Annotated in this window: 27 protein-coding genes; 4 read left to right on the top strand and 23 right to left on the bottom strand. The window is 45.9% G+C overall.

Annotated elements, in window-relative coordinates:
• The 22 genes from DWZ16_RS16580 to DWZ16_RS04335 all read right to left on the bottom strand — a co-directional run bounded on the left by DWZ16_RS16580 (nt 1) and on the right by DWZ16_RS04335 (nt 8,807).
• The gene (locus tag DWZ16_RS16580; protein ID WP_412694282.1) at nt 1-342 is read right to left on the bottom strand and encodes a DNA cytosine methyltransferase; all 342 of its coding nucleotides are present in this window, start codon (nt 340-342) and stop codon (nt 1-3) included.
• 15 nt (nt 343-357) lie between these two features.
• Nucleotides 358-1,551: a sarcolemmal membrane-associated protein gene (locus DWZ16_RS04420; RefSeq protein WP_118522328.1), complete on the bottom strand. Its 1,194-nt coding sequence runs from the start codon at nt 1,549-1,551 to the stop codon at nt 358-360.
• Between the two features lie 13 nt (nt 1,552-1,564).
• A complete protein-coding gene (locus DWZ16_RS04415) occupies nt 1,565-1,768 on the bottom strand; it encodes a hypothetical protein (RefSeq protein ID WP_118472711.1) in 204 nt (67 codons plus the stop codon).
• Between the two features lie 99 nt (nt 1,769-1,867).
• On the bottom strand, nt 1,868-2,218 hold the full coding sequence (locus DWZ16_RS04410; protein WP_118522327.1) for a hypothetical protein: 351 nt from the start codon (nt 2,216-2,218) through the stop codon (nt 1,868-1,870).
• Nucleotides 2,219-2,226: 8 nt separating this feature from the next.
• Nucleotides 2,227-2,631, bottom strand: a complete 405-nt coding sequence (locus DWZ16_RS04405) for a hypothetical protein (protein WP_118522326.1) — start codon at nt 2,629-2,631, stop codon at nt 2,227-2,229.
• Nucleotides 2,632-2,646: 15 nt separating this feature from the next.
• On the bottom strand, nt 2,647-3,156 hold the full coding sequence (locus tag DWZ16_RS04400; RefSeq protein WP_182427294.1) for a hypothetical protein: 510 nt from the start codon (nt 3,154-3,156) through the stop codon (nt 2,647-2,649).
• A gap of 25 nt (nt 3,157-3,181) precedes the next feature.
• Entirely contained in the window at nt 3,182-3,910 is a 729-nt protein-coding gene (locus tag DWZ16_RS04395; protein ID WP_118522324.1) for a DUF6291 domain-containing protein, read from the bottom strand.
• A complete protein-coding gene (locus tag DWZ16_RS16575) occupies nt 3,900-4,058 on the bottom strand; it encodes a hypothetical protein (RefSeq protein WP_412694281.1) in 159 nt (52 codons plus the stop codon). The genes DWZ16_RS04395 and DWZ16_RS16575 overlap by 11 nt, the downstream gene beginning before the upstream one ends.
• A gap of 105 nt (nt 4,059-4,163) precedes the next feature.
• Nucleotides 4,164-4,331 (bottom strand): hypothetical protein, encoded by a 168-nt coding sequence (locus DWZ16_RS16570; protein WP_412694280.1) that lies wholly within the window; start codon nt 4,329-4,331, stop codon nt 4,164-4,166.
• Between the two features lie 5 nt (nt 4,332-4,336).
• Nucleotides 4,337-4,717, bottom strand: a complete 381-nt coding sequence (locus DWZ16_RS04385) for a hypothetical protein (protein WP_118522323.1) — start codon at nt 4,715-4,717, stop codon at nt 4,337-4,339.
• Nucleotides 4,718-4,865: 148 nt separating this feature from the next.
• Nucleotides 4,866-5,153 (bottom strand): phosphoenolpyruvate carboxykinase, encoded by a 288-nt coding sequence (locus tag DWZ16_RS04380; protein WP_118522322.1) that lies wholly within the window; start codon nt 5,151-5,153, stop codon nt 4,866-4,868.
• 90 nt (nt 5,154-5,243) lie between these two features.
• Nucleotides 5,244-5,717 carry a hypothetical protein gene (locus DWZ16_RS04375; protein WP_118522321.1) on the bottom strand — a complete coding sequence of 158 codons (474 nt, stop codon included), beginning with the start codon at nt 5,715-5,717 and terminating at the stop codon, nt 5,244-5,246.
• A gap of 2 nt (nt 5,718-5,719) precedes the next feature.
• On the bottom strand, nt 5,720-6,337 hold the full coding sequence (locus DWZ16_RS04370; RefSeq protein ID WP_118522320.1) for a DUF1071 domain-containing protein: 618 nt from the start codon (nt 6,335-6,337) through the stop codon (nt 5,720-5,722).
• Nucleotides 6,321-6,524 (bottom strand): hypothetical protein, encoded by a 204-nt coding sequence (locus DWZ16_RS04365; protein ID WP_118522319.1) that lies wholly within the window; start codon nt 6,522-6,524, stop codon nt 6,321-6,323. Before DWZ16_RS04365 ends, DWZ16_RS04370 begins: the two co-directional genes overlap by 17 nt.
• Entirely contained in the window at nt 6,508-6,828 is a 321-nt protein-coding gene (locus DWZ16_RS04360) for a hypothetical protein (RefSeq protein ID WP_118522318.1), read from the bottom strand. Before DWZ16_RS04360 ends, DWZ16_RS04365 begins: the two co-directional genes overlap by 17 nt.
• On the bottom strand, nt 6,800-7,096 hold the full coding sequence (locus tag DWZ16_RS04355; protein ID WP_118522317.1) for a hypothetical protein: 297 nt from the start codon (nt 7,094-7,096) through the stop codon (nt 6,800-6,802). Before DWZ16_RS04355 ends, DWZ16_RS04360 begins: the two co-directional genes overlap by 29 nt.
• Nucleotides 7,077-7,265, bottom strand: coding sequence for a hypothetical protein (locus DWZ16_RS15325; protein WP_147353400.1), 189 nt, complete (start codon nt 7,263-7,265; stop codon nt 7,077-7,079). The genes DWZ16_RS04355 and DWZ16_RS15325 overlap by 20 nt, the downstream gene beginning before the upstream one ends.
• 5 nt (nt 7,266-7,270) lie before the next feature.
• Entirely contained in the window at nt 7,271-7,483 is a 213-nt protein-coding gene (locus tag DWZ16_RS04350) for a hypothetical protein (protein WP_118472892.1), read from the bottom strand.
• Nucleotides 7,484-7,520: 37 nt separating this feature from the next.
• Nucleotides 7,521-7,700, bottom strand: a complete 180-nt coding sequence (locus tag DWZ16_RS04345; RefSeq protein WP_118522316.1) for a hypothetical protein — start codon at nt 7,698-7,700, stop codon at nt 7,521-7,523.
• On the bottom strand, nt 7,701-7,892 hold the full coding sequence (locus DWZ16_RS15410) for a hypothetical protein (RefSeq protein WP_118523740.1): 192 nt from the start codon (nt 7,890-7,892) through the stop codon (nt 7,701-7,703).
• Between the two features lie 83 nt (nt 7,893-7,975).
• Nucleotides 7,976-8,221: a hypothetical protein gene (locus DWZ16_RS04340; protein WP_118491242.1), complete on the bottom strand. Its 246-nt coding sequence runs from the start codon at nt 8,219-8,221 to the stop codon at nt 7,976-7,978.
• 82 nt (nt 8,222-8,303) lie between these two features.
• Nucleotides 8,304-8,807 (bottom strand): helix-turn-helix domain-containing protein, encoded by a 504-nt coding sequence (locus DWZ16_RS04335; RefSeq protein ID WP_118522315.1) that lies wholly within the window; start codon nt 8,805-8,807, stop codon nt 8,304-8,306.
• Nucleotides 8,808-8,940: 133 nt separating this feature from the next.
• On the opposite strand from DWZ16_RS04335, the gene DWZ16_RS04330 reads away from it, so the two are divergent.
• Nucleotides 8,941-9,489, top strand: coding sequence for a hypothetical protein (locus tag DWZ16_RS04330; protein WP_118522314.1), 549 nt, complete (start codon nt 8,941-8,943; stop codon nt 9,487-9,489).
• Nucleotides 9,490-9,644: 155 nt separating this feature from the next.
• On the opposite strand, the gene DWZ16_RS04325 is transcribed toward DWZ16_RS04330, so the two are convergent.
• On the bottom strand, nt 9,645-9,845 hold the full coding sequence (locus DWZ16_RS04325) for a helix-turn-helix domain-containing protein (RefSeq protein ID WP_347474711.1): 201 nt from the start codon (nt 9,843-9,845) through the stop codon (nt 9,645-9,647).
• 199 nt (nt 9,846-10,044) lie between these two features.
• Between DWZ16_RS04325 and DWZ16_RS04320 the strand changes: the two genes are divergently transcribed.
• From DWZ16_RS04320 to DWZ16_RS04310, 3 genes are read left to right on the top strand one after another with little or no spacing between them, the layout of a single operon-like run.
• Nucleotides 10,045-10,473 (top strand): helix-turn-helix domain-containing protein, encoded by a 429-nt coding sequence (locus tag DWZ16_RS04320; protein ID WP_118522313.1) that lies wholly within the window; start codon nt 10,045-10,047, stop codon nt 10,471-10,473.
• Between the two features lie 10 nt (nt 10,474-10,483).
• Entirely contained in the window at nt 10,484-10,918 is a 435-nt protein-coding gene (locus tag DWZ16_RS04315) for an ImmA/IrrE family metallo-endopeptidase (protein WP_243021919.1), read from the top strand.
• A gap of 38 nt (nt 10,919-10,956) precedes the next feature.
• Nucleotides 10,957-11,706, top strand: a complete 750-nt coding sequence (locus tag DWZ16_RS04310; protein WP_118522312.1) for a hypothetical protein — start codon at nt 10,957-10,959, stop codon at nt 11,704-11,706.
• Nucleotides 11,707-11,893: the final 187 nt, after the last annotated feature.

Genomic DNA, 11,893 nt, shown 5'->3' with positions numbered 1-11,893 from the left:
TCACGCGTGGACGTACCAGACCTGCCCAGCGGCAGCAACCCACGCCAGACCGCGAATAAACTTGTCCTTTGGCTTCCCGCCCTTTGCTTTGCTGAAATGCTTACAATCTGGAGAAAACCACGCCAGCGCCACCGGATGCCCGCCACATACTTTGACCGGATCTACCTGCCACACATCCTCGCAGTAATGCTTCGTGTACGGGTGATTTGCCTTATGCATCTTGATCGCCTCTGGATCATGATTGATCGCGATATCTACACAGTACCCTGTCGCTTCTTCGATGCCGGTGCTTGCCCCGCCGCCCCCAGCAAAGTTATCTACTATCAATTCTCCGTTAATCATCGTTGTTCCGTCTCCTCACTTCATAAAATCCGCCATACTCATTTGAACAGGTTGATTTTTCTCTTCTACCGCCCGCTTCTGTCTGATTTCTTCCAGCTCTTCCAGACGTTCCGGCTTCAGCCATTTGTCAGCTCGCATTTGGTCTACGGTCTGTAAATTCTCATATCCAAAGGCGATCAGTTTCCTTTCCAATCTCTCGATTTTCTTTTCCTGCGCCTGCTGCCGCTGCTCTTTCTTCCTCGTTTGCTCGGACTTTTGCAAATCTGATTCGTGGTATACAGTGATTCCATTCTGGATATCCTGTAAATCCTGCATCAAATCCCGTGCTTCCGTCCTGGCTGCCCGGACATTGAGGACTTCTGCTTTTAGGCTCTTATCTATCAAGCGATAGAAGGCGTTATTCATTTCCCACTTCTCCAAGATCTCATCCCGTTGCACTTTTATGTACGCCCGGCAGATATCTAGGCTGACAGGCTTATCAAATACCTTCAATCCTTTTGTGATGGTCGCCCACTCTTCGCCGTCGAACAAGGATAGCTGCTCTCCTTCGCGTCGCCTGCCACTTTTTTTCAGGTCGTAATATACATTGCCTTTTTTCTTGTCCAGTTCTTTGCCAAGTATCGGACAAAAGCCATAGTTTCTTTCGCACCAGTGCGTGCACCGTTCAGGTCTATAGTTGATATGCCATTCTCTTGCGCGTTCGTTATAATATGCATGATTTCTGCACACCCGCCCATGATGTTTTTCGACCAGCTCCTTATATTTTCTTTTTTCTTCTTCCAGACGCTCGTCGTTCTTTTTCTCAACACTGGCGTTGTAACTATAATCATCCTTTGTTCGATGGCATACGCACCAGCACTGTATACACAGTCCGCCGCCTTGCGTTCCATACAACTTTGGATCGTTTTGTGGACAATCTGGCTTGTCATACGGACATCTTATAACAGGGTTATCGTTTTCATAGCACCAGTCAATTCCAGCCGTTGACATGTTTCCAATCACATTTCTGCCCTTTACATACAAGCCGCAACCTGTTTTGTAGACAAAATTATCACTATATCCACGGACATATTCAAAACCCCCATAAATGTTCTCCAGTGGGCTTTTACCATAACATCCACCGGGCAGCCTAACCTTGTCTGTCGGGAAATTGTCCACGGTGTATCCTGCTGCCAGAAGGGCTTGTGTCAAAAGATTGTACTCCGCCACTTTTCCACCTTCTTTAAATCCCTTGGCAAGGACGCATCCCGAAAAAGTTTTCCATTTGCTCCCGCAGCTCCCCCGGCGTCTTGTCATATTCTTTTGCGATGCACTTTTCGCAACATGGGTATTTGTACGCCAGTGTCTTGGATATTCTGGCATCCCAGCTATTCAGGCGCGCACCACAGCTATTACACTCTTTATCTAGCCACTTAACCCTCTTCATCTGCTATGTACTCCTCGCACGCATCTTCATCCCCCGCCGGATGCCAGTCGCAAAACTCATCATACCAGCAGTTCCAGCACGCTCTATTGCATTTTTCGCTCATACTTCCCCCTTGCTTATTAACTCATTGATTTCATGCCCCTTCGGCTTCCAAAGATGCAGGCAGTTCTCCACAGCATTGACATATTCACTCTTTTTCGGATGGATCTGATAGGCTTCTTCCTCATCTTCGAAAAAGACGTCTTTCAGCACGCACATATCGTCCCAAGTGGGAACTCTGAACTTTTTCTTCGGAGACACGGATACATGCTCCATTCCGTCCTCGTTTTCACTCCATATCACACTGCACGTCCCACAATCAGGAAGTTTGATCCATGCGCTATGAACCGGAAATACGATGGTGTGCCCCCAAATCCGCTCGCTGTTTAATATATCTTCGATTTTTTTCATTCTATGACCTACCTTCCTGCAACTTTTTCCGCGATCACATCACACGCAGCATCAAAGCCTTTCGAGAACTCATCCGATGCATCGCAACCGCCCATCTCTTTCACTTCCTCGAGGATTTCATCGCGGATCCGGGCTCTCTCCTTATTCAGCACTATCTCATCCATGCGCTGTTTAAAACGTCGGTTTTTCGCGTCAATCTGCCGCCAGTCAGTTTCCAGTTTTAATTCTCCGGCGCAGTGCTGCACATCTGTAAATTCCGCCGTCAGATTCATTTTTGCCTCTTCTAGTGTCACAGGCGTCGGATTTTCCGCTCTTAACACCCGCGCCAGCTTAAGCGCCGCCTGTGCCAGCTCCGCTGCTTCTTCTGCCATCTGCTCCAGCATGGCAGGCGTACCGATTTTCTCAATCATCATCGTTCTGACCTCCTTTTACCGCCAGTCTGGCTCGACTCCGCGGTCAAACATTACCAAATCCGCGTATGTAATACTGTGCCCGCCAGTAACCCGCACCAGATGCCGGTGCTTGCTGATCACTTTCACCTTGCGGTGCAATGTCAGCGATTTCTCGATCGTGTCCGACACCTGGACTGTGACCGTATCGCCTACCTGCACCCGCTCTCTCATCTTGTCGATGTCGCTCGCCCAGATTCCGCCCGCGGCATCTGGGTTTTTCTTTTTAGCCTGGCATTCTGGTTCTGTCGATACTTCTGCCTTGTCCTGACTTTCTGTCTGTACTTCCAGCACTGGTGCCAGAAAATAGACTGCTTTAATTCCACGCAGTCCGCCGCCCTCCCGGTAGACCTGCCCGAGCTCACACATTCTCTCCAGCGCCGTTCTTGTTCTCGATTTATCCTCATCGATTGCAGCTGCAATCTTCTGGAGCAGCATCTTTTTGCCACCAGTGAGTGCCTTACGGATAAGCGCATACCGTTCATCCATGCTTTTCATCGTCCTCTAACTCCCTTCATCCCGTACCGGGTTCCACAGCGCTTCCAGCCTCGCCCTGCGCCGCTGCGCCCACCATGCCCCACACCATCGCATCGTAGTCGTAACCATGCTCTTCCAGGTTGTGAAAGCGGTTCTTCTTGGAGACTTCGGCGGCCCCATCCTGCCTCTGCGGATTCTTTTCTCTCCTGTCCCAATTTCTAACCGCTGCTTTCCAGTCCTTCATGCGATTCTTACCGACCATCCAGCCGTTACTGGTGTAAAAGTCAATAAAGCGTGCTGCATCCACGTTCGTATAACCCATTTCCCGGCAATATTCACTCACATTCTCCAGGGTGGGCGGCGCGAAGCGCTTTTCTTTTACACCCTCTAGGGTGTTTTCTTTTAAATCATTATCATACTCATTATCATTATCAGCTTTTTTTGCTTTTTCAGAAAAGCATTTGCTTTTTTTGCTTTCCTCAGAAACCATTTGCTTTTTATCAGAAGCATTTGCTTTTGGTCTTCCGCCTTTCTTCCCTGCTTCGGATCTGGCAGCACACACTTCTTCATAGCGCTTATTGTCTTCTTCGAGCTTCTGTTTGATAATCTCGAATACGAATGCAATAGCAGGATCCTCCGGTACTACGTCCGGATTCTTCTGAAAGGCATAGATAGCTTTGATGAGTTCGCCAGCCTGCTCATTATTCATTTTTTCAATGGCTGCTCCCCAGCTCTCATACATTACAAAACTTTTTTTATCTGCCATCTAAGCCCATCTCCTTTCCTGCCTGCCAGTCCCTGTAGTAGCAGATCCACGCATCCAGCAGCAGGGTCACAATGCCACCCCGAATGCATGGCTTTAAATCGTCAAAAACATCATCCGAATAAATCTTGCGGAAGTTCTCCATCCACATGGATACCTTCCAGGGTTCCCGGTTCCTGCGATGCATCACGACCGGAATCTCGCCCGCCCTGGCGTCCCTGGAGGACTGTTGCAGCGCTTTCCGGAGTCTCAGGTCTTACACCCGCTTGACCTCGATATGTACGTCCGGCAGTCCGATCACATCCGCATCGCCGGAAGTCCCGCAATACTGCTGACCCCGGCGGCAATTATATCCATAGTCCCGCAGGATGCCAGCAAGCTCACGCTCTCCGCGTTTTCCTTTTTCTCTCTGCATCTTCCCCATCCTGCTTATCCTCCATCTCTGAACATGCTGAGCTGTCCATATACGCCTTTAGGTTCTCTTCGGCCCATTCCGATAAATTTAAGCGCTCCCGCCTGCGATGCGCGAATCGCTTGTACTCGACGTTCCTGCCGCTCATGCCACCGTTTTGTGTCTGCGCGCCCTGAATCCGTTTCTTCTGGAAGATAATAACCTTTTCCATCATCGCGATTCAAAACTGCATAATCAGCCCGCAAAACTTCTATTCCATCCCGAAGCATCCGATCATCACATCTAAGGCGCTTACACAGCTCCTTGCGCGTCTGCGCATTTTTATGTCCTACTCCCAATGCATTGTATAATGCACTGGTAAACAGCTCCATCTGCGGCGTCACTTTCTTCTTCGCCAACTTGCTTCCCCCTTCCGGAGCGGGAGGGTCGGTCTCCCTCCCGGTAAACCAATGGCATCCTGTAAAGGTTGGTAATATATAACACGGTAAGGCGTGCCAGGATGCTGTCTACGGGTTGCTATGTACAAGCCCTGTGGCTGTTGTACCGTTATAAATAACTCTTGCCAAACTCGGCAATAAACTGCTCCCTGGTGCCGATGTGCGCTTCATAATACTCCTGTGCTCGGCGTTTCAGGCTCTCGTCGAACTCTTGATTCATATGGACGCTGTACGGCGTCATGTTATGCCAGTCCGGGCGGAGCGGAACGATAAAGCCATATGCCTCCGATCTGCTCCGGTTGGCTCCATTAAAAACATGATGGATTGCTACGTTGCTACTTCCAGTGATGATGCAGTGCCCCAGATCAGCCGTCAAAACACTATGTAGTCTTTTCATCTTTTCTCCTGTTCTGCTCATACAGCTGTTTCATACGCTCCAGTTCTTCTGGCGTTGCCGTCTCAATACCAAGCTGCTTGCATTCGCTTATCAGCCGTCCAAGAGATGCGCCATTTCAGCACTATCATACCGGCTGGAACCTTTTAGCATAACGTAGGTTCGATAATTTATTCCGTCTGTTCCTTCGATCACCTGCGACGTTGGCTTCAGATGAAACATTTCTCGCTCCATTACATCATTTTCAGCTTCGTCTGTATCGGGAATCCTCACATAGTAACGGGAGCCTCCTACTATTTCCACTTGGCCGTAATCCCGTAACATTGTATTATGAGCCCGAGGTTTTGAGATTTTACGGTCTTCCGCTAATTTCGATAGAAGCACCCAGTAATACGCATTCGCATCCAAGCTCCGTTTGTCGCGCCATTGTTTAACCGTGATCCGCAATACTTTGTCCTTGATTTCGTCGATGGATGCCGCCACATCTGACTCAAATTCGAATGTCAGCCGCAGCCGCCCAGTCTTCCAATCCCTTGACACATCTATTAAAGTTCCTTTGCTCTCCACATTTAATCATCTCCGTACTTTGCCTTCAAAGCATTCAGCATGGTTCCTGCTTCATTTCCTGTAAGACTATCCCATGCACGATTATTAGATGCAAGCCAATACTCCATATCTACCTTATGCTTTTTACCTAAATTCTTAAGGGTTTGTATCTGCGCTTTGCTTGCTAAAGGCTCGTCCCCGGGAATAACATTGTCAAATGGCTTCTGTTCCTCTTTGAGCCACAAATCAAAACCAAGTCCAGTGTGAATTGCCACACACTTCACAAACGAACGCGTCATGCTATTCCAGACACGCTGTTGATTCATGCTGTTGTCCTTTACAGGATTGCTTCCGTTCATGACCGGTGACTGCATGATGTATTCCTTGCCATCAATTACAACTCTGATGCGAGTTTCGTAGCAACGATTTCTAATTCCGCTCTTATCTTCAAATTCAAGATCAGTATAATAAAGGCTTCCGCCTGTTTTGGGGTTTGGAATTGGTTCAAAATAAACCTCTTCTGCTCCGTATTCGCGCAGAATGTCAATGCACTTCGCCCAATTTAAATATTTAATTCCTTCTCGTTCCATGCAATATCGAGATATGTCCACTTTTCTGAGTTCACTATATGGTTTCAGCATGATCTTCCTCCTTTGTCCAGTCGCCGGAAAAGAAGAACCTAACAAATTCTTTCTTGTCCTCCTCCGGCATCTCATCCAAATGCTCTTTAGCATATGCGTATGCATTTTCAACTCTTACTACTTTCCCGGCTTCTGGTGTGCCGGTCATTCCCCTGTAAACACCGCAGCAGTCACATCTTTCCAGCATCCTGTAACTCCTTTTTCTTTTTCGCAAGCTCTTTCAGCAGTCGCTCCATATCTCCAGCGTGGTCGAGGAAGGCTTGAGCACTCCAACGTCCTTCCGCGCCGCGTGTAAAGCTCCATCCATTTTGATACACGATAACATCTACGTCTGCTACGTGACCCGAAAACCAAAAGAACGCCGTAGGCTTGCGTCCAGTAAGCTCCTGACTTCTTACCTGCGTGGTATTGATCTCCAACACCATCTCCAGCGCCTCATGAATCTTCTTCCGGCGCATCTTCTCAATTTTCTTTGCCAGTCTCTTCTTCATCAGAATCCTCCCGTGCTACTTCCACAGTTGCAAGAAATGCTATATAGAAATCTGCATATGCTTTCGCCAGCTCTTCTCCCGAAAAATACGTTTTCAGAAGCGCCGCCGCCATTCTTGCCAGGGCTCCCGGAAGAATTGAAAATTTAACATCACCGATGATAAACGCCCCTGAATCTCTGATTGCATCATACTGGATCGTGGTACCAAGGATCATATCCCCCTCCAGCTCCATCGGCTCCCTTTTACCTTTAAATGTTGCTTTTACCATTGCATCCTCCCGAATCTCTTGATATAATTAAGCTGTTAATATTTTTATTAATGTGACCGTTCAGCTCTGCCAAGCTGGCGGTCTTTTTCTTTGGTTTCCCATAACCGGTGTACCGGCTGGCGTTTACCATCGCCCCGGCACGGTTGGTTCCGTTGGTTCTCCTGCTCATCTTTCTTATTCAATGCCATTGCAGACGCTTTCCAGCAATTCCGCAATCTCCTTTCCGCTGTAAACAGCTCTGTTGTTTTCCGGTGTTTCATTCCCCAGATAGCCTATAAGGTAATGCGTCGCAAGCTTGACGCGTAATCCATCATCACGGTAATCTTCTCTGACTCTCAGATCTTCCCGTGGCATACCTCTGAGGATTTCTTCGACTCTCTTCGACATACTCCTGTCCTCCTTCCCCTGCTGCCAAAAACAGCCTTTACTGCTTCTCCAGCCTCAAACAGCTCTCGCCCCCCCTCATCACACGGAACGCTGGGCATTTTTCTTTTAAGCATAATTCAAATCTCGTCCGTGTAACGTCCCCTTGTCCAACAAGTACGGCTGGAAATGTCTCCATCACAGTTCTGAACGGGCAAAACTCCATTTCTCTTTCTCTCATTTAGAACATCCCCGCCGCCTGTGCAATCGCCACCATCGCCCCGGTCGCCACCGCTGCAATCGCCAGACCGGTAAAGGCTAATCGCCAAGCAAACTGCAGATCTGCCTGTGCTCTACTCAGTTCCTCGCCCAGCACCTCAATGATCCGCTGGTTCTGACTTCTCAGTTCCATGCATTTCAGTTCTCTTCTCATTACGCTTCCTCGCTTTCTTCTTATAATCTTTGCACGGGTATTCCCGATCGGATTCCATACACCGCCAGCAACTCCGGCAGGTCTTACACGACTTTTCTTTCATTTTCATATTTTGCAATCACATTATTGCGAATCTCCAGAAGCCGCAGCACATACGCCCCAGACACCTTCCACGGCGCAGATTTAATATTATGGAGCGTTGACAGCGATACTCCCAGCTCACCAGCAAGTTTTTCATTTGTCCAACTGGTTCGAATCTTAATTTCGTTTATCCAATCCGCCGTGCAATAGCTCCATGATGGCTTTTTCTTAAATGCAGTTCTTTTCATTTCTTACACCTCCTTCTCATCCTCTGTTGCGAACAGAATTCCCCCTACTCAGCTAATGACATCTGAGCATTGGCATCCCGAATCAATCCGGTTCTATCGGCAAATCATCCGTCACACGCTTTTTGAACTTCTTCTGAATTTCTGCCGTTGATACTGGAACTCCTACAAGTTGTACAAAATGTCTCTCTCGCCCGCTGCTGTATGCAACATGGCACTCCTTGAATTTTCTGTCATATATCATGAACGCCATTCGCTTACTGGTAGCTTTCTGGTAAAGTTTAAAACCAGGACTGGAGTCCGGCCAAACCAGATAAAGGCATTCTTTTCCGCCGCCCTCCAACTCCGCATCCAGAAGCCAGTCCACTGATCTGTTTAAGACCTTTGACAGCTTTTCCAAATCATCCAAATCGATCCGGATCTTTACATTTTCAATTCCCACCAGCCGATGGGGTTTGATTCCTGACTGCTCTGCCAGCTTCTTCTGGGTCCATCCCATTTCTGCTCTGGCTTTGACAATGTTATTTGCAATGTCGCAATAAAAATCAAAGCCAATACGTTCCAGAATCTCGTTCTCAATAAAACGCATCTCTTTTGCCTCCCTTCTAGGTTCGCTCTCTTTATTGGAATACGCCTCTTTTTAATTGCCATCCCCATCCTTTTGTCCTATACTGTACCTACAGGCTCCTGCCAGAGCCGAGTACAACAAGGAAAAATAAAGCATGAAAAAAATCATTATCTTTTTTCTTATCATTTCAACATATAAGGTATCAACCAACCTCTACTACTTCTTTCGTATACGACATTTAAGTCAAATGCATTTAGAATGGTTATCAGATAGAGCACCTAATTTTCCAACTTACAAAGCCGAAATTATCTCACTTTTCAAAAAAGCTGGTGTAAAAAACATATCCATTCCAATAACTCAGTCCGTTGGCTTTGGCAGAGCTGCAACCTTTGAAGCAGATGTTTTTACCAACTTTCCCTCCGCTCACTCAGACATCTCTGGTGGAGCCGTTCGGATGTTTTATGAAGCCGAAGGTATTTTTCGACAACGCATATTCGAAACATTCAGCCCTGTGTTTTGGATAAATTCGGTTGTTTTCGCACCAAAAAAGTTGCTTGAATATCTCGGTTTTGACGAAAATAAATCTCTTTTTAAAGCATGCAATGTTTTGCTAACTTTTATTTGGTGGGTATTCGGAATTACTATCATGTTCTTCCTGCCTAAGCTCAAAGAAATCATCATCGAATTGTCTGGAAAACTTTGAAATAAACTTCGTTAGCATGATCAATGATTCAGCGCTCCCATAATCTGCTATCTGTTTATGTGCGGATAGCAGATTTGTTATTATCGGCGCCGAATATCTTTTCCAACAGATATCTTCATCCCTCTCACCTCCCTACTCCAACAGATCCTCGATCGCTATTCTGCTTCCGCGAAATACTCCACCGGAACGTCGAAGTATTTTGCAAGAATCAGAAGCTTGTCGAACTTCGGCGCATAGTTTCCATTCTTCCAATTAGAAAGTGTTGCTGTCGAAATTCCAGTATCTGCTGCAACTCTATAGTCTGTTATATTTCTCTTGTCTCGCAGCTCTGCATATTTTTTATACAAAATAGACACCTCCTTCTTTAAAATCTATTGACTTTAGCTAAGGTTTCTTATATAATCAAAGTACCACCTAAGTTATTTAAGAAACCAAAGCCTATGTCATTGTTTGTAGCTTAGATATCTTAGCTACATCCATACAATAGCATAGATATCTTAGCTTGTCAATATTTTTAGCTAATTTTTCTAAGCTATTCAGGCGGAAAGGAATATAATGTATGAGATTTTTGAACAGCTACTTTCCAAGTATGGAGTAACCGCCTATAAAGTAGCTAAGGAAACTGGTATTACTACTGCAACGCTGTCTAATTGGAAACAAGGGAAATACACTCCCAAGCAGGATAAGCTACAGAAAATTGCTGATTATTTCGGCGTGTCTTTAGAGTATCTGATGACCGGAAAAGAAGATGTCGTAAAAGAAAAAGCCCCAGAGCTTACAGCCCGGGACGAAAGAGATATAAAGAAAGACCTCGACTCCCTGCGTAAGAAACTGGCCAATAAAGAATCTGGTCCAGCGGCATATGACGGGCAGGATATTCCGGAAGAAGATATTGATCTGTTTTTGGGACAGGTGGATCTTATGCTCCGACGAGTGAAAATCAAAAACAAAGAAAAATACAATCCGAATAAAAACAAAAAGTAGGTGATCTGGGTTGAATGACTATGTCAGAAAAAAGGCCTTAGCTTATAGAAGAAAATTTAATACTTCTGATCCGTTTAAACTGGCCGACGCTCTTGGCATCGAAGTCATGACCTGCGACATTGGTTCCCGGCTCGGCTGCTATATGTATCTGAAACGGTCAAAGTGTATCTGGATCAGCGAATCTCTCGAAGGCAATGAGCGAATGTTTGTTATGGCTCATGAGTTGGGGCATGCAATTCTGCACCCGAAAGAAAACTGCTATTTTTTAAGGACTCACACCTTGCTGAATACGAAATTAGAAGTCGAAGCAAATAAATTTGCTGTGGAATTTTTAATTCCGGACGAAATATTAACAGAATATCTTAAATACAAAGAATGCTCCATCGAGCAGGTATCCAGATTATTGGGGTATCAAAAAAAATTAATTGAACTACGATTAAAATAGCTTTGGCATTTTAATAAAAAACACTAAGGAGAAAAGGTATGAAAAGAAAAATATTTTTTGTAGCATTGCTGTGTACATTCTCTTTGTCGGCTTGCGGCGGTGGAAACACATCGACAACCGAAACGCCAACAGAAAGCTCCGTCGAAGAAACTGTTGCCGAAGAAAGCACTGCAGAAGACAGCTCCGTTTCCACTGATAACGATTCCGATGGCTGGGGAAGTGTACGAGCGTTAGGACTTGATAATTCAACCATGCTTTCTATTTATCAAGACTATCAGACCGCTTGGGAATCTTCTCCAGAAGATCCGATTGCGAAAAGAGATTATGAAGCACAGGTTAATGAAGAGATTGCAAAAAAATATGGTATTTCAACAGATGATGCTTCTCACGTATATATGTATGTACTGGGAAACTACGATAAAATAGCTGCTGAAAACGGTGCTTCCGATACATCAGAAATTCAACTTCATTATGGCGATTTGCTTAGTACCACTGTAAACGGGACAACCATCGTCCTGAAAGCCAAGATTACATCTAGTTTGACTAAAAAAATGACCGTAGATAGCTGCTTTTACGATGTATATGACGCGGTCGAAAAATATGGTCTGGATCAATATGATGAATTGCAATACTGGGCAGTCGCTGATATGACAGACGGAAGCGAACAAAAAGTTATTAGCTTTACTGTTCCACATGATACTCTTGAAAAAATCGCCAATGGGTCGATTGTAGAGGGGCAGTTACAAAGCTATTCGACCGATGTATGGTTAAGCCCTGCTTTACAGTGATTTCCTAAAGCGGTCGATTTCGACCACTTTAAATAGCAAAACCGCCCGGTATTGGCGTACCGAACGGCTTTACATAGATTTTCTCTTACAGGATCACTCCCGGAAGATATAATCAAACTTGAACACTTTGAATTATATCATTCTTCCGGGCGCTGCAAGGGGTGTATTTCCTATACCCACCAAGGAG

It is taken from the genome of Clostridium sp. AF29-8BH (assembly GCF_003478145.1).
Taxonomy (GTDB): domain Bacteria; phylum Bacillota; class Clostridia; order Lachnospirales; family Lachnospiraceae; genus Otoolea; species Otoolea fessa.
The sequence above is the reverse complement of the archived record's forward strand: the minus strand, read 5'-3'. Positions and strand labels throughout refer to the sequence as shown.

Bases quoted from the DNA above. Each gene is read 5' to 3' on its own strand.
- DWZ16_RS15410 (WP_118523740.1), bottom strand. From the start codon at position 7,892: ATGAGAAGAGAACTGAAATGCATGGAACTGAGAAGTCAGAACCAGCGG.
- DWZ16_RS04335 (WP_118522315.1), bottom strand. From the start codon at position 8,807: ATGCGTTTTATTGAGAACGAGATTCTGGAACGTATTGGCTTTGATTTT.
- DWZ16_RS04380 (WP_118522322.1), bottom strand. From the start codon at position 5,153: ATGAAAAGACTACATAGTGTTTTGACGGCTGATCTGGGGCACTGCATC.
- DWZ16_RS04320 (WP_118522313.1), top strand. From the start codon at position 10,045: ATGTATGAGATTTTTGAACAGCTACTTTCCAAGTATGGAGTAACCGCC.
- DWZ16_RS04400 (WP_182427294.1), bottom strand. From the start codon at position 3,156: ATGGATGAACGGTATGCGCTTATCCGTAAGGCACTCACTGGTGGCAAA.
- DWZ16_RS16575 (WP_412694281.1), bottom strand. From the start codon at position 4,058: ATGTGGATGGAGAACTTCCGCAAGATTTATTCGGATGATGTTTTTGAC.
- DWZ16_RS04370 (WP_118522320.1), bottom strand. From the start codon at position 6,337: ATGCTGAAACCATATAGTGAACTCAGAAAAGTGGACATATCTCGATAT.
- DWZ16_RS04405 (WP_118522326.1), bottom strand. From the start codon at position 2,631: ATGATGATTGAGAAAATCGGTACGCCTGCCATGCTGGAGCAGATGGCA.
- DWZ16_RS04340 (WP_118491242.1), bottom strand. From the start codon at position 8,221: ATGAAAAGAACTGCATTTAAGAAAAAGCCATCATGGAGCTATTGCACG.
- DWZ16_RS04360 (WP_118522318.1), bottom strand. From the start codon at position 6,828: ATGAAGAAGAGACTGGCAAAGAAAATTGAGAAGATGCGCCGGAAGAAG.
- DWZ16_RS16570 (WP_412694280.1), bottom strand. From the start codon at position 4,331: ATGGGGAAGATGCAGAGAGAAAAAGGAAAACGCGGAGAGCGTGAGCTT.
- DWZ16_RS04350 (WP_118472892.1), bottom strand. From the start codon at position 7,483: ATGTCGAAGAGAGTCGAAGAAATCCTCAGAGGTATGCCACGGGAAGAT.
- DWZ16_RS04365 (WP_118522319.1), bottom strand. From the start codon at position 6,524: ATGCTGGAAAGATGTGACTGCTGCGGTGTTTACAGGGGAATGACCGGC.
- DWZ16_RS04395 (WP_118522324.1), bottom strand. From the start codon at position 3,910: ATGGCAGATAAAAAAAGTTTTGTAATGTATGAGAGCTGGGGAGCAGCC.
- DWZ16_RS04330 (WP_118522314.1), top strand. From the start codon at position 8,941: ATGAAAAAAATCATTATCTTTTTTCTTATCATTTCAACATATAAGGTA.
- DWZ16_RS16580 (WP_412694282.1), bottom strand. From the start codon at position 342: ATGATTAACGGAGAATTGATAGTAGATAACTTTGCTGGGGGCGGCGGG.
- DWZ16_RS04345 (WP_118522316.1), bottom strand. From the start codon at position 7,700: ATGAGAGAAAGAGAAATGGAGTTTTGCCCGTTCAGAACTGTGATGGAG.
- DWZ16_RS04415 (WP_118472711.1), bottom strand. From the start codon at position 1,768: ATGAAGAGGGTTAAGTGGCTAGATAAAGAGTGTAATAGCTGTGGTGCG.
- DWZ16_RS04355 (WP_118522317.1), bottom strand. From the start codon at position 7,096: ATGGTAAAAGCAACATTTAAAGGTAAAAGGGAGCCGATGGAGCTGGAG.
- DWZ16_RS04310 (WP_118522312.1), top strand. From the start codon at position 10,957: ATGAAAAGAAAAATATTTTTTGTAGCATTGCTGTGTACATTCTCTTTG.
- DWZ16_RS04410 (WP_118522327.1), bottom strand. From the start codon at position 2,218: ATGAAAAAAATCGAAGATATATTAAACAGCGAGCGGATTTGGGGGCAC.
- DWZ16_RS15325 (WP_147353400.1), bottom strand. From the start codon at position 7,265: ATGAGCAGGAGAACCAACGGAACCAACCGTGCCGGGGCGATGGTAAAC.